Annotated in this window: 13 protein-coding genes; 11 read left to right on the top strand and 2 right to left on the bottom strand. The window is 68.9% G+C overall.

Annotated elements, in window-relative coordinates; genetic code table 11:
* Positions 1–93 precede the first annotated feature (93 nt).
* The gene (hisS, locus tag RWX87_RS01300) at positions 94–1,515 is read right to left on the bottom strand and encodes a histidine--tRNA ligase (protein WP_314686074.1); all 1,422 of its coding nucleotides are present in this window, start codon (positions 1,513–1,515) and stop codon (positions 94–96) included.
* An 81-nt stretch (positions 1,516–1,596) separates the two neighbouring features.
* On the opposite strand from hisS, the gene RWX87_RS01295 reads away from it, so the two are divergent.
* Positions 1,597–3,138, top strand: coding sequence for a DUF349 domain-containing protein (locus RWX87_RS01295; protein WP_314686072.1), 1,542 nt, complete (start codon positions 1,597–1,599; stop codon positions 3,136–3,138).
* A gap of 172 nt (positions 3,139–3,310) precedes the next feature.
* Here the strand turns inward: RWX87_RS01295 and gdhA are convergent, their stop codons facing one another.
* Entirely contained in the window at positions 3,311–4,657 is a 1,347-nt protein-coding gene (gene gdhA, locus RWX87_RS01290) for an NADP-specific glutamate dehydrogenase (RefSeq protein ID WP_314686070.1), read from the bottom strand.
* A gap of 291 nt (positions 4,658–4,948) precedes the next feature.
* On the opposite strand from gdhA, the gene RWX87_RS01285 reads away from it, so the two are divergent.
* The 10 genes from RWX87_RS01285 to RWX87_RS01240 all read left to right on the top strand — a co-directional run bounded on the left by RWX87_RS01285 (position 4,949) and on the right by RWX87_RS01240 (position 22,775).
* Positions 4,949–6,271 (top strand): MATE family efflux transporter, encoded by a 1,323-nt coding sequence (locus RWX87_RS01285; protein ID WP_314686067.1) that lies wholly within the window; start codon positions 4,949–4,951, stop codon positions 6,269–6,271.
* 144 nt (positions 6,272–6,415) lie between these two features.
* Positions 6,416–7,573, top strand: a complete 1,158-nt coding sequence (locus tag RWX87_RS01280) for an ImmA/IrrE family metallo-endopeptidase (RefSeq protein WP_314686065.1) — start codon at positions 6,416–6,418, stop codon at positions 7,571–7,573.
* On the top strand, positions 7,570–8,061 hold the full coding sequence (locus RWX87_RS01275) for a DUF4411 family protein (protein WP_314686064.1): 492 nt from the start codon (positions 7,570–7,572) through the stop codon (positions 8,059–8,061). Before RWX87_RS01280 ends, RWX87_RS01275 begins: the two co-directional genes overlap by 4 nt.
* 65 nt (positions 8,062–8,126) lie before the next feature.
* Positions 8,127–10,211 carry a DISARM system SNF2-like helicase DrmD gene (gene drmD / locus RWX87_RS01270; RefSeq protein ID WP_314686063.1) on the top strand — a complete coding sequence of 695 codons (2,085 nt, stop codon included), beginning with the start codon at positions 8,127–8,129 and terminating at the stop codon, positions 10,209–10,211.
* Positions 10,150–11,301 (top strand): hypothetical protein, encoded by a 1,152-nt coding sequence (locus RWX87_RS01265; protein ID WP_314686061.1) that lies wholly within the window; start codon positions 10,150–10,152, stop codon positions 11,299–11,301. Before drmD ends, RWX87_RS01265 begins: the two co-directional genes overlap by 62 nt.
* Positions 11,298–12,548 carry a hypothetical protein gene (locus RWX87_RS01260; RefSeq protein WP_314686059.1) on the top strand — a complete coding sequence of 417 codons (1,251 nt, stop codon included), beginning with the start codon at positions 11,298–11,300 and terminating at the stop codon, positions 12,546–12,548. Before RWX87_RS01265 ends, RWX87_RS01260 begins: the two co-directional genes overlap by 4 nt.
* Complete coding sequence (locus RWX87_RS01255) at positions 12,470–15,484, top strand: DNA methyltransferase (protein ID WP_314686057.1); 3,015 nt, start codon at positions 12,470–12,472, stop codon at positions 15,482–15,484. The genes RWX87_RS01260 and RWX87_RS01255 overlap by 79 nt, the downstream gene beginning before the upstream one ends.
* On the top strand, positions 15,477–19,283 hold the full coding sequence (gene drmA, locus RWX87_RS01250; protein ID WP_314686054.1) for a DISARM system helicase DrmA: 3,807 nt from the start codon (positions 15,477–15,479) through the stop codon (positions 19,281–19,283). The genes RWX87_RS01255 and drmA overlap by 8 nt, the downstream gene beginning before the upstream one ends.
* 95 nt (positions 19,284–19,378) lie before the next feature.
* On the top strand, positions 19,379–21,337 hold the full coding sequence (locus RWX87_RS01245) for a DUF1998 domain-containing protein (protein ID WP_314686052.1): 1,959 nt from the start codon (positions 19,379–19,381) through the stop codon (positions 21,335–21,337).
* 697 nt (positions 21,338–22,034) lie between these two features.
* A complete protein-coding gene (locus RWX87_RS01240) occupies positions 22,035–22,775 on the top strand; it encodes a formylglycine-generating enzyme family protein (RefSeq protein ID WP_314686051.1) in 741 nt (246 codons plus the stop codon).
* Positions 22,776–23,565: the final 790 nt, after the last annotated feature.

Raw genomic sequence — 23,565 nt, 5'->3', positions numbered from 1 at the left:
TTGCCGTTCCCTGCCGATGGACGTCCGCCGGTTCGCGCATGCGCCCCGTCCCGGCTCGAGCGGGAAGCAGAGGCATGGGTCCCCGGCGGAGACCTATCCGTTCACGCCGTCCGTGGCGGGAGCGTCTCCCGTCACGACGGTCTGACGGGCCACCACGGTATCGGGCCGCCACGACGTGACGTCGGCCGGGGCCTGCGTGCCGCTGACGATGTCACGCACCTCGTCATGCCCACCGCCGTCCTGGGTCGCATCCGCCGGGAACCAGACATAGGGGATGCCCAGCCTGTCGGCGTAGCGAATCTGCCTGCCCAGCTTGGCCGCCGTCGGCGACACGTCCGCGGCGATGCCCCGGGACCGCAGATCGTCGGCTATCGCGTTGGACGCCGCGCGGCCGGATTCGCTCCACACCGCGACGAGCACCACGGCCGGGGAGACCCGGGAGGCATGCGCCCCCGCCGTATGCAGCATGTAGGACACCAGACGGGACAGACCGATGGAAAGCCCCACCCCCGGATAGCGCCGGTTCCCCTGGGTCGCGAGATTGTCGTAGCGCCCGCCCGAGCAGATGGAGCCCAGACCCTCGGCTCCTTCGAGGAAGGTCTCGTAGACGGAGCCGGTGTAGTAGTCGAGTCCGCGCGCGATCCTCAGATCCGCGATGACGGAGCCCGGACGGATGCGGGCGGCTCCGTCGACCACGGCCGCCAGCGCATCCAGTCCCTCGACCGCCATCTCATGGGCCTCACCGTCGGGGGCGATGCCATGGCGTTGGCACAGAGCATCGAATCCCGCGCGCAGGCCCGCGCCGTCGGGGGCGGTGAGATCGGCCAGATCGAGGCAGGCGCGTGCCTGCGCCTGGGATGCCCCGCAGGTCTGCTGGAGCAGACGGGCGACCTCGTCGGCTCCGATCTTGTCGAGCTTGTCGATCTCACGCAGCACGCCCTCCACGTCGGTGAGCCCGAGGGCGCGATAGTATCCCTCGGACAGACGTCGGTTGTTGGCATGGACGGTGGCCTTCGGAAGGCCGAAGGGGCGCAGGCGCTCCAGGGCGGAGACCATGACCAGCGGCAGCTCGGTCTCGTAGTGGGAGGGAAGGTCGCCGTTGCCGACGACGTCGATGTCGGCCTGGACGAATTCGCGGAAGCGACCCTCCTGAGGGCGCTCCCCCCTCCATACCTTCTGGATCTGCCAGCGCTTGAAGGGGAAGACCAGACGTCCGGAGTTCTCCACGACGTACCTGCTGAGCGGGACGGTGAGGTCGAAATGGAGCCCTATGCGGTTCTCGACGGGCACGTCGACGTCCCCGGCGACGTCCTGCAGACGGGAAAGCAGATAGATCTCCTTGCTCGTCTCGCCCTTCTTGAGCAGACTCGAGCCCTGCTCGACCGCCCGCGTCTCGATGCCGATGAACCCGTTAAGCCCGAAGACCTCGCGGAGGGTGTCGATCACGCGCTGCTCGACAACCCTCTCCTCGGGAAGCCATTCGGGGAAACCTGAAAGTGATGCGCCATGTGCCACGGCTCCCTATAATAGGTGAGGCTGCGGAAATGGCGTCATGCCGCGCTCCGCAGTCATCCGCACACGCTTAAGGAGCTGGCCATGGCCGACGACAACGTCACCCCCGAACCCATCACCGAAGAATCCCCCACCGACAAGGCACCGCAGACGCCCGAGGGAACGACGACACTGGAGGCAGCCAACCCCGCCGCCACGGATAACGCCGTTGCCTCCGAGGGGCATGAGGCTCCGGCGGCGCCATCCGTAGCGGCCTCGGCGCCAGTCCCCGCGCCGCGTATGCCATCCCCGGCGGCGATGGCCGCGAAGCGTCCCCACGTCCCCTCCCCCGCGGCCCTGGCCGCCAAGGGGGCGGCCCATCGTCCGACCCCCGCCGGCTATTCGGATTCGGACGTCAGACAGGCCGAGGGCTTTGGGCGGGTCGCCGAGGACGGCACGGTGTATGTGCGCGAAGGCGACGGCGAACGCGCCGTCGGACAGTTTCCCGACGCCTCCCCCCAAGAGGCGCTGTCCCTGTACGCCCGGCGCTTCCTTGATCTCAAGGCGAAGGTCGATCTCTTCGCCACCCGTCTGGAGAACCCGGCCATCAAGCCGCGCGAGATCGACGACTCCCTGCGCGCGCTGCGCGAGGAGACCGAGAAGCCCGAGGCCGTCGGTGACATCGCCTCCCTCAAGGCACACATCGAGCGTCTGGCGACCCGGGCCGCGGAACGCAAGAACGAGATCGGCGAGGCCCGTCGAGAGGCCATGGCCAAGGCCATCGCGGAGCGGAGCGAGATAGTCCACAAGGCGGAGGAGATCGCCTCCTCCCTGGATGACTCGACCAACTGGCGTCAGACCGCGGATCGCTTCCGTTCCCTCTTCGACCAGTGGCAGCAGCACCAGCGCACATCGGTCCGCATCGACAAGGCCGATGCCGACGCCTTGTGGAAGCGCTTCTCCGCCGCTCGCACGACCTTCAATCAGGCCCGTCGCCACTGGGCCCAGCAGCGCGACGCCGAACGGGCCACGGCGAAGAGCACCAAGGAGCAGATCATCCGCGAGGCCGACGCGCTCAAGGACTCCACGGAATGGGGGGAGACCTCACGACGCTTCAACGAGCTCATGGACCGCTGGAAGCAGGCGGGGCGTGCGGGCCGTACGGAGGACGACGCCCTGTGGGCACGATTCCGCGAGGCCGCCGACGTCTTCTTCGGGGCGCGTCAGGCGGACCGCGATCAGACGAACAGCTCGGAGCGCGAGAACCTGGCGGCGAAGGAGGACCTTCTCGTCAGGGCCGAGGCCCTTCTTCCGGTCGCCGACGAGGGGGCCGCGAAGAAGGCGCGCAAGGCGCTGGCCGCCATCCAGGAGCAATGGGACCAGATAGGCTATGTCCCGCGCGAGGACATCCGTCGCATCGAGGGCCGTCTCGATGCGGTGGATCGGCAGATCAAGGCCGTCGAGGAGGCGGCCTGGACGACCCGGGATCCCGAGTCGGATGCCCGGCGCTCCAGCTTCGAGGAGCAGCTCACCGTCCAGCTCGCCGAGCTGGACAAGGCCATCGCCTCGGAGACGGATCCGAAGCGTCGAGCCTCGCTGGAGGCGGAGAAGGCCACCAAGCAGCAGTGGCTGGACGCCGTTCGCTGACGTCCTCCCGGAGGCATGGATGTGATGAATGAGGGGGGGGGGGGGCGGCGCCGGGCCCCCCCCCCCCAAAATGGGGCCCCGCGGCGGGGGCGGGGGGGTCTGCTCCGGTGTTGGGGGTGGGGGCCCCCCGTCGGGGGGCGCCCACCTCCGCGATTGGTGCCGGCGGGTCGGATCAGACCAGGCCGAAGTCGAGCATGGCGTCGGCGACCTTGGTGAAGCCGGCGATGTTGGCGCCGACGACGTAGTCGCCGGGACGGCCGTACTCCTCGGCCGTCGCCTGGCAGGTGTCGTGGATGCTGTCCATGATCGCGTGCAGCTCGGCATCGGTCTTCTCGAAGGTCCAGGAGTCGCGGGCGGCGTTCTGGGCCATCTCCAGGCCGCTGGTGGCGACGCCGCCGGCGTTGGAGGCCTTGCCGGGGGCGTACAGCACGCCGGCCTCCTGGAAGGCGTGGAAGGCCTCGGGCGTGCAGGGCATGTTGGCGCCCTCGGCGACGACCTTCACGCCGTTGGCGATGAGGGCCTTCGCGTCGTCCGGCCCCAGCTCGTTCTGGGTGGCGCAGGGCAGGGCCACGTCGGCCTTGAGCTGCCAGATGCTGCTCTTGCCGGCCGGCGTGAACGTGGCGGAGGCGCCGCGCTCGTCGGCGTAGGCGCTGATGCGCTCGCGACGCCGCTCCTTGACCGACTGCAGCAGGGCGACGTCGATGCCCTTCTCGTCGACGACCAGGCCGGAGGAGTCCGAGCAGGCCACGACGGTGGCGCCCAGTTCCTGGGCCTTCGCGATGGCGTAGATGGCCACATTGCCCGAGCCGGAGACGACGACGCGCTTGCCGTCGAAGGAGTCGCCCCTGGTGCCGAGCATGCGGTCGGCGAAGTAGACGGTGCCGTAGCCGGTCGCCTCGGTGCGGGCGAGGGACCCGCCCCAGCCCAGGCCCTTGCCGGTGAGCACGCCGGCGTCGAAGCGGTTGGTGATGCGCTTGTACTGGCCGAACAGATAGCCGATCTCACGCCCGCCGACGCCGATGTCGCCGGCCGGGACGTCGGTGGTCAGGCCGATGTGGCGGTACAGCTCGGTCATGAAGGACTGGCAGAAGCGCATGACCTCGGCGTCGGACCTGCCGTGGGGGTCGAAGTCGGAGCCGCCCTTGCCACCGCCCATGGCCAGGCCGGTGAGCGAGTTCTTGAAGATCTGCTCGAAGCCGAGGAACTTGATGATGGAGATGTTGACGTTCCCGCGGAAGCGCAGGCCGCCCTTGTAGGGGCCGAGGGCCGAGCTGAACTCGATGCGGTAGCCGCGGTTGACCCGGACCCGGCCGGAGTCGTCGACCCACGGGACGCGGAACATGATCTGGCGGTCGGGCTCGGTCACGCGCTCGAGGACGGCCGCGTCGAGGTATTCGGGCCGGCGCTCCAGCGCGGGCTCGATGCTCTCGAAGACCTCCCTGACGGCCTGGTGGAATTCGGGTTGGCCGGGGTTGCGTGCGAGCACCCCGTCGTAAATGGATTGAACGGCTTCGCGCATGGCGGGCTCCTTGCTGTTTGGCTTCGTGCTCCGGCCTTCGCCGGCGACACTTCGAATATGGCACTGCGTGCCGCGGTCAAGAAGCCGATCTCATGTCTTGATGTCAAGATATTTGTAACGATTCTGTTTCAGCCGATCGTGAAGCGCTCGCCGCCACGGATCCGGTCCGGTGCGGCGTGGGCGTTTCCGGGCGCGTGGCAGGGCGGGCCCGTCCCCGCTCCTGCCGCCGCGCCCGCCCTGCAGAACCGGGCGATCCCGTCCTGCGCGCGGGCCGGGGTAGCCTGCCTGTCCGTGGCCCTGTGGACGAGAACCGACCGTGACCTGCTGTCCCTGGCCCTGCCCACCTTCGCCACGCTCGTCTCCGAACCGCTGCTCGTCATGGCCGACACCGCCTTCATCGGGCACGTCGGCGCCGTCCCGCTGGCCGGCCTCGGCCTGGGCGGCAATGTGCTCGGGGTCATCACCGGCATGTGCGTCTTCCTCGCCTATTCGACGACCAGCGTCGTCGCCCACCGCCTCGGCGCCGGCCGCGCCCGCGCCGCCCACGAGGCCGGGCGCGACGGCATGGCCCTGGGCGCGGCCCTCGGGATCGTGCTGGCCGCCCTGCTGGCCTGGCTCGCCCCGGCGATCATCGGCTGGTACGGGCCCGCCCCCGACGTGGCGGCGGCGGCCGTCAGCTACCTGCGGGTCGTCGCCGCCGGGCTGCCCTTCCAGCTCGTCGTGCTGGCCTCGACCGGTCTGCTGCGCGGCCTGCAGGACACCCGCACGCCCATGGTCGTGGCGATCGGCGTGAACCTGGCGAACATCGGGTTGGACGCCCTGCTCATCCACGGTTTCGGCTTGGGCATCGTCGGCTCGGCCGTCGCCACCGCGAGCGCCCAGGCGCTGTCGTGCATCGCGCTCGTGGCCGTCACCGCCCGCCGCTGCCGCGGGCTGGGCATGGGGCTGTGCCCGAGCCCGGCCGGCATGGGCGCGGCCGCGTCGGCCGGCGGCTGGCTGATGCTGCGCACCGCCACCTTGTGGTTCTCGCTGACGGCGACCACCTTCGTCGCCACCGGGCTGGGCTCGCTGACGCTGGCGGCCCATCAGGTGACGAACTCGCTGTACTCCTTCCTCACCTTCGCCCTCGACTCGCTGGCCATCGCCTGCCAGGCCCTCATCGGGCACCGCCTCGGCGCCGGCGACCCGGACGGCGCCCGCACGGTCATGCGCCGGGCCTTCGGCTGGGGCGGGGTGCAGGCCCTGGTGATGGGCCTGGCCCTGGTGGCCGTCAGGCCCTGGCTGGCGCGCCTGTTCACGAGCGACCCGGACGTGCGGCGGCTGGTCATGCACTCCTTCGTCGTGCTCGCGGCGATCATGCCTCCGGCGGCGCTCGTCTTCGTGCTCGACGGCGTGCTCATCGGCGCCGGCGACACCCGCTATCTGGCGCTGGCGGGCCTGTTCGTCGCGGCCTGCCACCTGCCGATGCTGGCGGCAGTCGCCCGCTTGTGCGCCGGCGGCCCGGCCGGCCTGGTCTGGCTGTGGGTGGCCTATGCCGGTTTCCTCGCCGCCCGCGGCCTGACGCTCACCCTGCGCGCCCGGACGGGCCGGTGGCTGCGCACCGGGGCGGGGTGAGGCGGGGGCCGGCATCGGAGGATCGGTTCGCCGCGGCACCGATTCGGTGCTGTCCGGCGAGCAGATCCCCGGCTCGGGCGGGACTGACATGCTTGAATGAATTCGAGCGGGGAATGAATAACGCGGGAACAAGGAGGTGCTGCGGTGGTCGTTCGTGTCGATGTCGCCCCGGAGCTGCTCCGCTGGGCGGTCGAGCGAGCCGGCTGGGACGAGGAGACGACGGTCCGGCGCGCACCGCAGTTCATCAAGTGGGTCAGGCGCGAGACCCGACCGACACTCAAACAGCTCGAGGCCTTCGCCGAGAAAACCCACACCCCGTTCGGATTCCTGTTCCTGCCGGAACCGCCGGACGAACCGCTGCCGATTCCGGACATGCGCACCATCGGCAACGCCGGTGTGCTTCGTCCGTCCGCCGACCTCCTCGACACGGTCTACCTGTGCCAGAGGCGCCAGGACTGGTACCGCGATTATGCGTCCGACAACGGGGCAGGGCCGCTCGGCTTCGTCGGTTCTGCGACGCTGGACACACCGCCGACCCAGGTTGCCGGAGACATCGCTGAAGGGCTCGACTTCGGCGTTGAGGAACGGCAGGTGTTCCCCAACAAAGGGGAGGTTCGGCGTGGTCTGATCGACCGCATCGAGAACATCGGCGTCCTCGTCATGGTCAACGGTGTGGTGGGCGCCGACACGCACCGCAAGCTCGACCCGGCGGAGTTCCGCGGGTTCGCGCTCTCCGACCCGCTCGCACCCCTGATCTTCGTCAACGGCGCTGACACGAAGGCAGCGCAGCTGTTCACCCTCGTCCACGAACTGGCGCACATCTGGCTCGGACGCAGCGCGCTGTCCGAGGCAGCCATGGACTCCCGGGAGGGTGAAACCGAGGAGCAGTGGTGCAACAGCGTGGCAGCCGAGGTCCTTCTCCCGCTCGGTGAGCTCCGCTCCGACTACCGCGGACAGGCGACCGTCGAGGAACTCGACCGCCTGGCGAAGCGGTACGGGATCAGCACCCTGGTCGTGCTCAAGCGCATTGTCGACGCCGGCTTCCTGACCCGGGGCGAGTACACCGAGCGCTACCGGGCCGAGCACGAGCGGGTCATGGAACTCGTGAGGAGCAAGGACGGAGACGGTGGAGGAGGGAATTACTACAGCACCCAGCCATTGCGGCTGAGTCGTCGGTTCGCCAGAGCCGTCATCGCCAGCACCCTCGAAGGGTCCACCGCCTACCGGGAGGCCTATCAGCTGCTCGGCACGAAGAAGCACGCGACCTTCGAGGGCCTCGCCGAAGAGCTGAAGGTTGCATGATGTTCCTCGTCGACGCCAACGTCCTCATCGAGGCGAAGAACCGCTACTACGCCTTCGACATCGCCCCTGGCTTCTGGCGCTGGTTGGAGAAAGCTTACAGTAGGGGCGCCGTGTGCAGCATCGAGAGGATTCGAGAGGAACTGCTCCAAGGAAAAGATGAGCTTTCTGATTGGGCGCGAAACCATCGCGGTTTTTTCTTTCCCTTGGATGACAGGACTACACAGATTTTCCCGAGATTGTTTGTATGGGCTCAATCTCAGAATTTCACGGGCGATGCACTGAATGCTTTCGCCGCAGATGCAGCCGACTTCATGCTCGTCGCTCACGCGAGTGCTCATTCCTGTACAGTCGTCACCCACGAGACAGCGGGGACGGGATCGCGCAAGCGGGTGAAGATCCCCGATGCCTGCGCGGCCCTCGACGTCCCATGTATCGACACCTTCAAGATGCTCCGCGACACTCGCACCAGGCTTGAGCTCGCGCCCTGACGTCGGACCCTTCCGCTAAGGTGACCTCGTCGCACGGCGACTGTGCGAACCGATCAAGGGATGCGATGACCACCGAACAACTCAGCACGCCCATGGAGGCTTCCTCTGTGCCCGAACCGGGCCAGGTCGTCCAGGTCCGCGGCGCCACCTGGGCGGTCACCGACGTCCGCGAGCAGGGCCTGCCGCACAGCCCCGCCGACGAATCACGTGCCGGCCTCGAACACCTGGTGGCTCTGCAATCGCTCGCCGAGGACCGCATGGGCGAGGAACTCACCGTCATCTGGGAGCTCGAGGTCGGCACCTCGATCGTCCCCGACCGTGGACTGCCCGAGACGATCGGTGCGGGTTCTTTCGACGAGCCGGACACGCTCGGCGCCTTCGTCGACGCGGTCCGCTGGGGGGCGGTGACCTCCGCCGACCCGAGGGTCTTCCAGTCGCCCTTCCGCTCGGGCGCCACCCTGGAGCCCTACCAGCTCGAACCGCTGCGCCGCGCCCTGGAGGCCCCGCGCACCAACCTGCTGCTGGCCGACGACGTCGGCCTGGGCAAGACGATCGAGGCGGGCCTGGTCATCGAGGAACTGCTGCTGCGGCACCGCGCCCGCTCGGTCATCATCGTGTGCCCGCCGAGCCTGGCTCAGAAGTGGCGCGACGAGATGCACGAGAAGTTCGGCTTGGAGTTCGTCATCGTCGACTCCGCCCGGATCGCCGCCGACCGACGCACTTACGGCCTGGCCGCCAACCCGCTGCGCCTCTACCCGCGCGTCATCGTGTCCATGGCGTGGCTGCCGGGCGTGCGCGCCCAGCGGCTGCTGCGCGAGGTGCTGGCCGATGCCGGCAGAGCGGGGTCGGCGCGCCGCTACGCCTTCGACGTCCTCGTGGTGGATGAGGCCCACCACGTCGCCCCGGCCGCCCCCGTGGTTGCCGGCGGCGGGCGCGGCTATGCCGTCGACTCCCAGCGCACGCGGGCGGTGCACCGGCTGGCCGACGCGTGCGAGCACCGGCTCTTCCTGTCCGCCACCCCGCACAACGGCTACACGGAGTCGTTCACCGCGCTGCTCGAGATGATCGATCCTCGTCGGTTCGCCCGCGGCGCCGAGATCGACCGGAAGGCCCTCGACGAGGTCACGATCCGCCGTCTGAAGTCCGATGTCGAGGGGAATTTCAGACGCCGCGAGGTGAGGCTCCTGTTTTATGAGACCGCATCGGACGAGGAGAGGGCTTACGCCAGGCTCGACTCGCTTTTGTGCGAGTCCGGCCGAGAGCAGGGCAGACGACGCCTCGACATCGCCGCTCTGCTGCTCAAGAAGCGCTTTCTGTCCAGCCCGTGGGCCTTCGCCCGGACGCTGGAGAACTACCTGACCGATCCGGTGGCCTCGGGCGAGGCCTTCTACGACATCGACGACTACTACGCGGAGGTCATGGGGTCCGGGCAGTCCGACGAGGAGGAGGGCAGCCTCGAACAGCCTGAGGCCGACACCCTGCTCGCCAGCCGCTCCGGAAATGCGCTCAGTGCGGCCACCAGGGAGGATCTCACGGAGCTGGAGGCCTGGGCCCGTGGTTTCGAGGCGCGGCCGAATGGGTGCCTGCAGGCCCTCATCGACTGGCTCGACGCGATCTGCCGCCCCGACGGGAGAACCTGGACGAACGAGCGGGTCGTCGTCTTCACCGAGTACGCCGACACCCTTGACTGGATCAGAACGGTGCTCACCTCGCAGGGCTACGACGGGGACTGGCTCGCCGTGATCCAGGGGGCGACCCCGGCCGAGGACCGCGAACGGATCAAGGCGCGCTTCAATGCCAATCCCGCCCAGGAGCCGGTGCGGGTGCTCGTCGCCACCGATGCCGCCGGTGAGGGCATCGACCTGCAGACCCACTGCCACCGGCTGGTGAACTTCGACGTGCCCTTCAACCCGTCCCGCCTGGAGCAGCGCATCGGCCGCATCGACCGCTACGGGCAGCAGCGGGCACCCGAGATCTTCTACCCGACGCCGCAGCGCCGCGCCGAGCACGGCACCTACTCGGGCGAGTACGAATTCTTGAGGCGCCTGGCTGAGAAGATCACCACCGAGACCGAAGACCTGGGCTCAATTGAACCCGCTCATCGACGAGAAGATCACCGAGCGCCTCCTGCACCGCCGGGCCCGCCGTAGGGCGACCGCGACGACGGGCCAGCGAGCGGTCAACGAGGTGCTGGCCGGCAGCCGACGACTCAACCGCAGCCTCACCGAGCTGGGGCGCCGCTACGAGGAGCGCAAGGAGCAGATGCACCTCACCCCAGAGGCCGCTCTGCGCGTGGTCAACGAGGCGCTGAACATGACCAATCAGCCTCCTCTCGTGCCGGAGGAGACCCCGGACGCCGACGCAGTGGTCCTCAGGGTCCCCTCGCTGGACCGTTCCTGGGATGACGCCGTGCAGGGGCTCGCGACCCTGCTCCACCCGGATGAACCGCGCCCTGTCACCTTCGACGAGCGAGCCGCCGGCGTCCCGGGCATCGTCCACGTCCATCTCGGGCACCCGCTCATGCGCAAGGCCACCCGCACGCTGCGCGCCAACCTGTTCAGCCCCCAGTCGGCGGTCAACCGTGTCACCGCCGTCGTCATGCCCGGCCTCGACGAGTCCTACGCCGTGTCGGTGTCGCGGCTCGTCCTCGTCGGCCGCGGCGGCCTGCGCCTGCACGAGCAGGTCTTCGTCACCGGCGTGCGGCTGCGCGGCAGCCGGGTCGCCGAGGACAGGCTGAACACGGTCCTCGGGCGCGTTCTCGACCCGGGCGAGTTCGAGCTCGCCTCCCAGCCGGTGCGTGACCGCCTTGTCGTCGACTGGCGGGCCGACGGCGCCCATCTGCGCACTCGCCTCGAGGAGGAGACCCGTCGCCGCGCCGAACGGCTGCAGTCCCAAGTCGACGACCAGCTTCGCGACCGGCGTCAGAGTGACACCGACCGGGTGCACGGCATCTATGCGGCCTTCCGCGCCAATCTGACCGAGTCGCTGGAGCGGATGCGGGCTGAGGAGCGAACCAACCAGGACATGCTCGCCGCCTGGCTCGACGAGCAGCGCGCCCAACGCGAACGCGACATGAGGGCGATGACCGACCGTCTGGCCGCTCTTGACGAGGAGGAGCACCGCGAGACTGACGCCGTCGCCCGCCGCTACGAGGGCGTGCACCCCTTCATCGCCTCGGTGGGCCTCGTCTTCGCCGTCGCCGAACAGGATGCCGCCGCATGGGAGGGAAAGAACCGATGAGCCGACGGAGGGGCGGCGCCAGCGGTAGGAACGGCAGAGCCGGAGATGGCGCGCGCTCCGCCGTCCAGATGCACCGTGAGTGGCTCGAACTGGTCGACGCCGAGGGGCCGTTCCTGTCCGTACCCGTCATGACCGAGCTGTACCCGCAGGGCATGCCGGCCCTCGACCGCGGCCCGAAGGAGGCCCTGCACCGGGCGAAACCGGTCTTCGACGCAGCCTGGGACGCCTGGGACCAAGCGCAGGACAAGGGCCCGGCACTGCAGAAGTACCGCCGGGCCCGCGACACCTGGGTGCGTATCATTCTCACCGAGGTGATCGGCTGGGGCCCGCACTACGCGGCCGCCGCCGACCGCCCCGTGTTCGCCGAGACCTACCGGGTCCGCAGCGACGGCATCCACACGGTCACCGTCGCCCCGACCGGAGCGCTCATCCGCGACACCGGCGATGCCACGACGGTCGGCGCCCTCGTGCTCGTCGTCGACCCGGCGGCCTCGCTGCGCGAACTGTGCGACGACGGCTGGGCAGCCGGCCCCATCGACCGGATGGGCGCGATGCTGCGCGCCACCGGCTCCACCTGCTCCATCGGCCTGGTCACCGATGGCCGCTGGTGGGCGCTCGTGAGCGCCCCGCGCGGCGGCGCCACCGCATCGGGCGTCGTCGACGCCCAGACCTGGGTCGAGGAACCCGCCACCCGCAACGCCTTCATAGCGCTGCTCGGCGTGAAGCGACTGCTCAGAGGCGCTGAGAAGGATCGTCTTCCCCAGCTCTTCGCCGACTCCGTGCTCGCAGCCGAGGAGGTCACCGAGGCCCTCGGCACCCAGGTGCGTCGCGCCGTCGAGCTGGTCGTCTCGGCCATCTCCCAGTCGATCACGGATACCGTGCGTCACGGCCGCCCTGATCCGTTGCCGGACGACACCCACCGGGTCTACGAGGCGGTCGTCACCGTCATGATGCGTGTGGTCTTCCTGCTCTTCGCCGAGGAACGCGGCCTGCTGCCCACCCAGGAGCTCTACCGCATCGGCTACGGCCTGGCCGGTGTGCTCGACGGGCTCGAGACCCGTGCCCGAGATGAGGGCGAGGAATCGATGGACGGCACCTATTTCGTCTGGCACCGTCTGCTGGCCACCTCGAACGCCGTGTATCACGGCGCCATCTGGGGGACGTGCGCATGCCCGCCTACGGCGGCTCCCTGTTCGACCCCGAGCGTTTCGGCTTTCTGGGCGCCACCGATCCCGATGGCTCGCTGACCGTCAAGGCCTCCGACCGCGTCATGCTCCACGTGCTCCGCTCGGTGCAGATCGCCCATACCAAGAAATCCGAGGCCCGCAGGGTGTCCTTCCGCGACATCGACGTGGAGCAGATCGGCTACATTTACGAGGGCCTCCTCGGCTACACCTGCCGTCGCAGCGGCGGGATCGTGCTCGGGCTGATCGGCAAGGACGGCGACGAGCCCGAGGTGCCGCTGAAAGTTCTTGAAGAACTGGCCGAGGAGCACACCGATGACACCGATCTGGCCGCCGCCATCCTCGCCTGGGTGAAGGCGGATCAGCCATCGGCCAAGCCTCAGACCAAAGCGGCGCTGGCCAAGGCGCTCGCGGCCGGGGACGGCATGGAGGACGCCGAGCGCGCCCTGCTCGCCGTCACCCACGACCGGGAGCTCTGCGACGAGCTACGGCCGTGGATCGGCGCGATCCGCCGCGACCTGCGCGGCCGGCCTGTCGTCATCCGGCCCGGTGAGCTGCTCGTGGCCGAGACGCCCTCGCGGCGCGACGCCGGCGCCCACTACACGCCGCGCTCACTGGCCGAGGACGTCGTGCTCCACGCCCTGGAGCCCCTCCTCCACTGCCCCGGCCCCCACCAGACCGAGAACCGCGACCAGTGGCGGCTCATCCCCTCCGACGAGATCCTGCGCCTGCGCGTGGCCGACATCGCCTGCGGCTCCGGCGCCTTCCTCGTGGCCGCCGCCCGCCACCTGGCCCGCCGCCTCGTCGAGGCCTGGGAGCAGGAGGGCGCGCTCACCGACCGCTCGGCGGAACCCGGCGGCGCCGAGCGCCACGCCCTGCGCGAGGTGGTCGCCCACTGCCTCTACGGCGTAGACATCAACCCGATGGCCGTCGAGATGTGCAAGCTCTCGCTGTGGCTCGTCTCCCTCGACCCGCACCTGCCGTTCAGCTTCGTCGACGACAAGGTCTTCGTCGGCAACTCGCTGCTCGGCATCACCAACCTCGATCAGCTGCGCGCCCTGCACATCGACCCGTCAGCCGCACCCGCGCGGAAGCTCTTCGATCTCGATGCCGCCGGCACCGTCGTGCCCGAGCTCGACGTGGACGCGATCATCGACGAAGTCACGGAGCGCCGCCGCCAGCTCGCCTCCGAGGTGAGCAGCACCGACCCGGCGCGCTCCATGACGACCAAGAGACGCCTCAAGAACATCAATGACGAGCGGCTCGCCGCACTCACCCGGCTCGCCGACGCCATCATCGCCGCGGGGCTCGATCCGGCGGTGGCCGGCAAACCCGGCAGACGACTTAACGAGGCCTACGAGAACCTGGTCGCCGCAGCGGCCAGCGCCTATTCTGCGGCCGGGGACGGCGATCCGTCCGGCCTGGAGGCGATCCTGCAGCGCGGCCTGACGCCGACGGTACGCACCGACTACGAGCGCTGGCGGTGCCTGCACTGGTCACTGGCCGTCCCCGAGGTCACCGAACGTGGCGGCTTTGACGCGATTGTGGGAAACCCGCCGTTCCTAGGCGGAAAGAAACTGAGCCCGGTGATGGGGCAAAACCTGCGCGAATGGTTCGTGCATGTGCTCGCCGGTAGCACAGCCGGTAATGCCGACCTGGTCGCCTACTTCCTCCTGCGCGCCCACGTCTTGCTGAACACGCGCGGCACGCTCGGGTTCATCGCCACCAACACCGTGGCCCAAGGCGACACCCGCGAGGTCGGGCTCGACCAGCTGGTGGCTGCCGGGTTCACCATCACCCGGGCAGTGCAGTCACGCTCATGGCCCTCCAGCAGCGCCAATCTGGAGTACGCCGCCGTCTGGGGCACCTGTGAGGCAGTTGATCCGCAAGTGCGTGTCATCTCCTGTGGGGACCAGGACATTCCGGTGCCGCGGCTCAGCACCCTGCTGGAACCGGCCGGACGCGTCGAAGGAAAACCCGAACGCTTGGCCGAGAACGCGAACATCGCCTTCATCGGTTGCTACGTGCTTGGCAAGGGCTTCATCCTTGAACCGGGGGAGGCGCAGGAGTGGATTGCGGAGGATCCGCGCAATGCCGAGGTGCTCTTCCCCTACCTCAACGGAGAGGACCTCAACTCCCGCCCCGACTGCTCGGCCTCCCGTTGGGTCATTGACTTCAATGAGCGCAGCGAGACTCAAGCCAGCCAGTACCGAATGCCCTGGAACCGCGTACTGGCAGCGGTAAAGCCGGAACGCGCCACCAAGGACGCGGTGAAGTACCCGCGCATGGTCAACGAGTGGTGGAAGTACTACAACAGCCGACCTGCCATGCGAGAGGCGATTTCCGGGCTCAACGAGGTGCTGGTGCTTGCTTTGGTCAGCAAGACCGTGATGCCGGTTCGGGTACAGACTGGGCAGGTGTTTTCTCATATGCTTGGGGTGTTCGCAACCGACTCCTACGCCCGGCAGGCGGTTTTGTCGTCTTCGCTGCATCAGTATTGGGCGATCAAGTATGGCTCGGGCATGCGAAACGATCCGCGTTACACCCCAACCGATGTCTTCGAGACCTTCCCCCGCCCCGAACCCACGCCCGAGCTCGATGCCATTGGTCGCACGCTGGACGCCGAGCGGCGGGAGATCATGCTGCGGCAGCAGTGGGGCCTGACCAAGCTGTACAACCTTGTCAACGATCCCGGGCTCGCGTCCGGGCAGGATGCGGACGTGGACCGCATGCGGGCCATCCACGTGGAGCTGGACGCTGCGGTTGCTGCCGCCTACGGCTGGAACGACCTCGACATGGAGCGTGGCTTCCACGAGTACCGCGGTATGACCCGCTGGACCATCCCACCCGCCACCCGCATGGAAGTACTCGACCGGCTCCTCGAGGAGAACCACCGCCGCGCCGCCGCAGAGGCTGCCGCGGCCTCTGGTACCACAGTCGAGAAGGGCAAGCGAGAGAACGGGCCCGTCACCGGTCACGAGGAGGGATCCGATGCCTGAGACCACCCACGACGGAACTGCGCAGCCCATCGGCTACGAGTCCCCCGAACCCTTCGGCAGCGGCCCGTGGGCCGCCCGCGAGAACCTCACAGACATCCTGCGCCGCGAGCTGCTTGGTCCCGTCGGCGGTGAGGACGAGCTGCTGCCCGTGCCGCCGAAGAACCGCTATCTCGTCGGCCGCATCGCTCCGACCCGACTGGACGCCACCGGCGAGCAACCCGTCGGTGAGGATGATGAAGATGAATATGCGGGTGAATACCTGGGAGACGATCTCGACGCCCGGACCTCCACCGGCGTGCCGCTGCCGAGCGTCGATGAGCTCGGCCCCGACGGCGACGAGGACGCCGGAGGTGACCGTGACGATGAGCCCGTGCGCCGTGGCCTCATGATCCCCGCCTCCATGGGCCTGCGCTTCCAGGTACCGGCCGATCTGGAGGCAGTCACCGTGCATGCCTCCTGGGGCGTCTACCATCCCGAAAGAACCGGCCGAGTTCTCAAGAACGGCCGTGAGGAGCGGCATTACCGCCGCACGGATATCAACGTCCCCGTCACCATCCAGCTGACCGAACTCGCCCCTGACCGAACCGCCGACTACCGGCTCCGAGAGGAGGATCATGTCACCCTGCGCGTCGACACCCACCTCGACGATTCAGAGGGCGCGCCCCGCCGTCTCGTCGAGATCGCATTGTGCAACGACCGCGAGGCTCCGCGGAACATTCCCGTCGACGCCTGGCTCTTCCAGACCCGGCTCGACGTCACTCCCGCCGGAGCCAGCGAGGGGCAGGCCGTCTTCCTGCCCGTCCACGACCCGGCCGAGGACCCGCACGTGCCTGAAGACGGCGAGGAGGCCCGCCTCGACCTCCAGTACCGCGGTCGGCTCGAGTTCGCCATCGGGCGCACCTGCTCGGCCGACTGGACCGTCACCCCGGACGCGCCCCGCGCCACCCACGTGTGCACCGAGTGGATCCCCACCGCCGAGACCCCGCAGACCCAGGCCACCACCGTGCCCGATGCGCTGCTGAACATGGAGGACCTCGCCGCCGCCACCTCAGCCGAACTCGAGGCCGGCCTGCGTCCCATCGTCACCGCCTACACCGACTGGCTCGAGACCCAGTCCCGGCGCATCCCCGACCTGCCAGCCCACCTGCGCGAGACCGCCGCTGGAGCGGTCGCCGAGGCCGGGCAGACGCGCGATCAGCTCGCCGACGGCGTCGACTTCCTGCTGGGCGACGCCGAGGCCCGCCGTTGCTTCGCCTTCATGAACCGGGTCATGGCCGACCAGCGCATGCACTCCCAGATCGCCGCGCTGCGCCAGAGCGACCCCGCCCTCACCCCCGCCCAGGCAGAACAGCAGGTGCGCACCCGTGACTTCCCGCACCACTGGCGCGTCTTCCAGCTCGCCTTCATCATCATGCAGATCCGCGCACTCACCGACCCGACGACCCCGCGCCGCTCCGGCCCAGAGCTCGGCAAGGTCGAGCTGCTGTTCTTCCCCACCGGCGGCGGCAAGACCGAGGCCTACTTGGGCCTGGCCGCCTACGCCTTCGCGATCCGCCGCCGTCAGGGGCGCGTCACGGGCCCCGACGGTGCGCTCGACGGCTCGGCCGGCGTCACCGTGCTCATGCGCTACACACTCCGGCTGCTCACCTCCCAGCAATTCCAGCGCGCCACCACCCTCGTCTGCGCCGCCGAGCTCGCCCGTAGGCAGGACCGGGCCACTTGGGGCGACGAACCCTTCCGCATCGGCCTGTGGGTCGGCACCGCCGTCTCACCCAAGCGGGTCGACGAGGCCGCCACGGAACTCAAACGGTTGCGAGGCCGTCAAGCCGATGCCGGCTACCGCTTCTCGGCGCTCCAGCTTGGCCACTGCCCATGGTGCGGCCGGACGCTCAGCCACAACGACGTCACCGTTGACGAGGGCATCGGCCGCGTCCTCGTGCACTGCCCGGACGAGCTCGGCGAATGCCCCTTCGCCGACGGCGGCCAGGTGGACGAGGGCATCCCCGTGCTCACCACCGACGAGGAGATCTACCGTCTCGTGCCGGCCTTCGTCATCGCTACCGTCGACAAATTCGCCCGGCTCGCCCGCGAAGGCCAGGCGGCCTCACTGTTCGGGCACGTCGCCCGGCGCTGCGAACGCCACGGCTATGTGCCGCTGCTCGACGAGAACGGCGGCAGTGACTACGGCGGCTGCATCGTCAAGGCGTTCCACCCGGCCTCGCACGGCCTGCCCGCGGCCACGGTGCGCCCGGCCAGGCGGTTGCGCCCGCCCGATCTCATCATCCAGGACGAGCTGCACCTCATCACCGGGGCACTGGGCACCACCGTCGGGCTCTTCGAGGTCGCCGTCGACATTCTCACCACCTGGCGGTTCAATGGCCCGGACGGCGAGCCGCACGAGGTGAAGCCCCTCATCGTCGCCTCCTCGGCCACCGTGCGCCGGGCCACGGAACAGGTGCGGGCGCTCTACGGGCGCGGCACCACCGTGTTCCCGCCGCAGGTCATCGACGCCTCCGACACCTTCTTCTCCAGGGAGACCCCGCCCGACCGGGCTCACCCAGGCCGCCGATACGTGGGACTGTCGGCCACCGGCGTGCGCCTGACCAACGCCGAGATCCAGATCGCCCAGACCATCATGGCCGGCGGCCAGCTGCTGCTCGACGAGGGCGGTGCGGAGGCCGACCCCTACATGACGCTCGTCGGCTACTTCTCGGCCACCCGCGAGCTGGCCGGCATGGCCCGCTACGTGCAGGACGACATCCAGACAGCCCTGGCCAAGGGCCTGCCCGGCTCGCGGCTGCCCCGGCGGCGGGGCACCGCGTTCGGGGCCCTCAACCTCGGTGAGCTCACCAGCCGCATCGCCTCCACAGAGATCACCAGCACCCTCGACGGCATGAACATCGGCTTCATCCAGGAGATCGACTCCACGCAGGCCCGTGGAAAACGCGCCGAGCAATGGCGTGCCGGTCAGCGTCTTCCCGCGCCCCGGGAAGAGAATCCCTTCGACGTCGTACTCGCCACCTCGATGCTCCAGGTCGGCGTCGACGTGACGCGCCTCGGCCTCATGATGATCGTCGGACAGCCCAAGAACACCGCCGAGTACATCCAGGCCTCCTCGCGTGTCGGCCGTGATGCCGGACGGCCCGGCCTGGTGGTGACGGTCGGCAACTGGGGTCGTCCGCGCGACCTGGCCCACTACGAGCAGTTCCGCCACTTCCACGAGACCTTCTACCGGCGGGTGGAGCCGCTGTCCGTCACGCCGTTCTCCGTCACCTCCCTCGAGCGGGGTCTCGACGGAGTACTCGTCGCCTGCTGCCGGGTGCTCCAGGCGGCCGTGGCCGAGGATGGCCTCAATCCCGAGCGGCACGCCGGCAAGGTGACCGCGCAGCGGGCGGTGCTCGACCACCTGGTCGAGGCGATCATCGCTCGTGTCGGACGCTCCGCAGCCGATTCCGGCGCCGTCGGATTCGCCCGCGAACGGCTCACCGAACGCATTGAGGCATGGGCGCGACGGGCCGGGCAGGTGCAGAGCAGCCGCACTCTCGTCTACGAGCGGGTCAAGGACTCCTCCAGGGATGCGCCGCTCATCAGGGGCGCCGAGTCGGCCGCCGGCAGAGCCCCGGACGACGGCGGTTCGGTCCTCGTCGTGGCGAACTCCATGCGCGAGGTGCAGCCGGAGATCAACCTGCTCGTCTCGCCCGACCCGCAGCGCCTGCCCTGGAGACCGCCGGAGAATCCCCCGAGCTGGCAGGCGCAGGAGCCTCACGACGAGATGGGCGAGCACGAGGAGGACGGATGAGCACCGAGGAACCGGCAGTCATCGGTGACGGCGTCGACCCCCTCGGCGACGCCGAACGGCTCGACGCGCAACAGGCCCGGAAGAACTTCGCGAGAGTGGGCTCGGCGCGCCCCTCAACCCTGCTGTACACGTACGGGCCGGGCGCCATCATCGACCTGCCGCACTTCACCGTCATGCCCAGCGGGCTGGATGACTGGGATCGCATCTGGGAGCGCCGCCAGGGCGGTGTGCCGGCTGTTCATGCGCCGCGGCTTCTGGAGAGCATCCGACTCCAGCTCGGGCGCCAAATGGATGAGCTGCGGCCCTTCCCGCACCAGGAGACGCAGAGCGGCTTCTCGCGCGAGGGCAACGATCTCGGCGTGCCGGCCCGCATCTTTCCGCAATGGCTGCGCTGCACCGGCTGCGACCGACTCGCGCCGCTGGAGGTCTTCGTCGACGGTTACACCAACACCCATCCGTACAGGCCGGACGAAGCGGTTGTGCAGCACCTCAACTGCCCGGGGCGAGGCGGCAAGAGCCCGAAGAACAGAGGGATCAGGAGAAGCCCTTGCGTTCCCGCCCGCTACCTGCTGGCCTGCCCCGATGGCCACCTCGATGAGTTCCCCTACGACTGGTGGGTGCACCGGGGCGGGACGTGTCCCAACGCCTCCGCGCCGTTCCTGGCCATGACCGACACGGGCGCCTCACGGGGCGCCAGCGCCATCATCGGCTGCAAGAATTGCGGAGCGCACCGCCCCATGAACCAGGCGCAGGGCGAGGCCGGGAGGACTCGCCTTCCCGGATGCCGGGGCCGGCTGCCGCACATCAACGGGTTCGTCCCGGGCGGCTGCGACCACGAGGTGCGCCTCATGCTCGTGGGCGCCTCGAACCTGTGGTTCCCCGTCACCCAGTCGATCATCGACATGCCCAGACTCGACCCGCAGGCCCGGCTCAAGGAGCGGGCGGACCAGCTCAAGGCCGCGCTGGGGGAGGACCTTGCCGCCTTCCGCGACAACTTGGTGCTGCTGCGCGTCACCGCGAAACAGAACCCGTCAACCAGGGCACTCGCCGAGCTGGATGACGCGGTGCTCGGCGCCGTCGTCGACCGGGCCCTGCAGCCGGAGGAGTCCGAGGCCGACCAGGAGGCCCGCTGCAGCAGGTGGAGCCCCATCGATCTGCTCGTGCCCGAGTGGAACTACCTGCAGCAGGACCCGCCGGAGGAACGCCACGCCGACGCCGCCAGTGGCCTGACCGTCTCGCCCCGTGCCGTCCCCGGCGGCGGGTCCTTCACCGGGGTGCGGCGCGTGCTCGCCGTCGACCGGCTCCGCAAGGTCAACGCGCTGCTCGGTTTCACCCGTATCGACGACTTCGAGCGCATCGACGACTCCGGCTCGCGGCTGGTGTCGCTGTGCGCCGACGGCAGGCCCTCATGGGTGCCGGCCACCGAGGACCGCGGCGAGGGGATCTTCCTGCAGCTCGACGAGGCCCGGGTCGCGGCCTGGGAGCAGCGGGTGGAGGCCAGCGAGCTGTGGGCGAGCCATGTGGCGGCCCACGAGCGCAACTTCGAGCGCCGCTACTCCGAGACCGCCAAGCAGATGGACCACATGGAGCGCATGGCCCCGGCGCGCTACTGGCTGGTGCACACCCTCGCGCACGCGCTCATGCGGCGCATGTCCCTGTACGCCGGGTACGGTGCCGCCAGCCTCAGCGAACGCCTTTACGCGTGGAAGCGGGCCGGGGGCCGCCCCGCCGCCGCGGGGCTGCTCATCACGACGACCGCCTCCGACTCGGACGGCACGCTCGGCGGCCTCGTCGCGCTGAGCGAGCCGGATCGCCTGGGCGGGGTCCTCGACGCCGCCCTGCGCGGACTGGTCCGCTGCTCCTCCGACCCGGTGTGCGCCCGGCGCGTGCCCGAGGACCCCGAGGATTTCCTGCACGGCGCCGCGTGTCACTGCTGCGTCATGGCCTCGGAGACCTCCTGCGAGCGGGCCAACCGCTTCCTCGACCGCCGTTTCGTCGTGCCGCTGCCCGGCGACTGGGCCGGGCTCGCGTTCTTCGGGGATCCTCGTGGGTGACGGGCTGGGTGAAACTAAGCACACCTCCTGATCACAGGAGGCACTGTGACTGCCACTGACCGCCCCGCGACCCCATGTCCAGGACGCACGACCCGAACCGTCGTGTACCCGGCCTTCTCCCGTACGGGCCCAGAGGAGCCTGTTGCGGGGACCCGGGGCATCTACCTCTACCTGCGCTTGTCGAAGTATCACCGCGACGGCGCCGATGCTATTGAACGACAGCGACTCGACCTGCTTCGCAAGCTGAACGCTGAGGGGGCTGGACGGTGCCGGGGGAGTACATCGGCAACGATTCAGCAAGCGCCTCAGCGCTGCGGAACCGCAAGGGGTGGCGGCAACTCGACCAGGATATCCAGGCAGGCAAGGTGCCTGCCGTGGCCTTCTGGAAGCTGGCGGAAGCCGAGACCGACTCGATGAGTGAGCGGCAGCTTGCTGCAAAGCGGCACCTGGCGGAGGCAGGATTCCATCACGGAGGGACGCCGCCATTGGGGTGGATGGCAGGTCCCCGGGCCACCGATGAGTATGGCCGCAGTGGTGTTTCGGAGATTGTCTGTGAGCCACAACTGGTTCGGTTCTCCGGCGGGTGAACTCGCGGCGCGCGAGGTCGTCGTGGATGGGCGTCTGCCGTGAGAGGCGATCCGGCGTCGGCACTGTATATCGCTCATGCACCTCAGGGGGATGCCCGAGAATGGCCACTATGAGCGTGCAGATGGTCATGGTTCCCCTGCGGGGTGCCGTTGAGGAGCACATGGTGGACCGGCGCACGGGTCGCTCGTGGACCGTGAACGTCGAGCCGTTTGAGTTAGCGGCCACCGTGGTGACGCGCGGACTATGGGACGAGGTGCAGGGCGTGACTGGTGCCCCGGCCTTCGCCAACTTGCCCAAGACCGAAGTGAGTTGGCGGGAGGCGATCCTGTTCTGCAACGCGCTCTCGGTCATGGACGGGCTGGCACCCGTCTATGAGGTCTCGGAGCATGAAGCCCCCGCGCCGACGCAATGGCGACCGCATAGTGAGCCGGAGGCCGACGAGTGGATGGTGACGTGGGACCACGGCGCCGACGGCTACCGGTTGCCCACCGATGCCGAGTGGCAGGTCGCCTGCAGGGCAGGCACCACCGGTGCACGATACGGGGAGCTGGACGATGTTGCCTGGTATGAGAACAACTCCGGCGGCAATGTGCATCCGGTGCAGATGAAGTCGCCGAATCCGTGGGGGCTGTTCGACATGCTGGGTGACGTCTGGGAGTGGTGCTGGGACCTCTACGACCCGGCGGTCTACGGGGCATACCGCATTATTCGGGGCGGCGGGTGGAGCGATCCCGAGTGGAGCTGCCGTGCGGGTGTGCGACGCAAGACCGACCCGATTGCCTCGTTCGATGACCTGGGCTTCCGCGTTGCTCGAGGCGCTGTCAGCTTCCCTGCCGTGAGGCCAATCTGAATCACGCTTCGCGACTTGCTGGACCGCCGGTCTTGGCCGTCGAAGCAGGCTTTGCGGCCATGTTCGAGTGGATCGAGGACTGGTACCGTCCCCGACGGCGACATTCCGGGCTCGGGATGCTGTCTCCCCATCAGTTCGAAACCCAACACACCGCAGCTGTCGCGGCGGCATGATTCAATCAACACAACCCGTCCGGGAAACCGGGTCAAGCTCCAAGCCGTTCCGAACCGAAGATGATGGGCTGCTCACGCTGTGGGACCGGGTGCGCAACCTGGACGACCGTATTGAGGAGTCGCTCTCGAAGAACGGCTGCTCAATGCAGCTGGGTGAGGAACTGTTCACGCGATGACGCGAAGATGAGATCGTTCTCGGCCTCAACTACGACGGCGTCTACAGCGTTATCAACGTTAACCGCTTCCTGCGGGCAGGGAACCCCAATCCACCGGTCTCTTGGGGCGAGTCCGCCTTCAAGGTCGGCGATCCTGTGCTGTCCAACGAGACTGACCGTTTCCGGCCCGTCATCTTCACCAACATGAAGGACGCGATCGGTGCAATTGATCGCGCCCGGAACGAACAAGAACGAACAAGGGAGCGCGCCCGCCCGTAGCCGTCGGCCCTTGCGCGGTGGCCGAGCTATGATTTGACCATCCGCTGGGGTGTGCTTTCTAGCTGGCGACGAGGCCAGGGGCTTGCAGAGCACACCGTGCGGAAAGACATGTGACCTTGGCCTTGCGCGTTAATCACTGGGTGTGGAGGCGAAAACGGGATCAATGAAGCGGGCGACGAGGGT

The organism is uncultured Bifidobacterium sp., assembly GCF_963540075.1.
GTDB lineage: Bacteria > Actinomycetota > Actinomycetes > Actinomycetales > Bifidobacteriaceae > Bifidobacterium.
The sequence above is the reverse complement of the archived record's forward strand: the minus strand, read 5'-3'. Positions and strand labels throughout refer to the sequence as shown.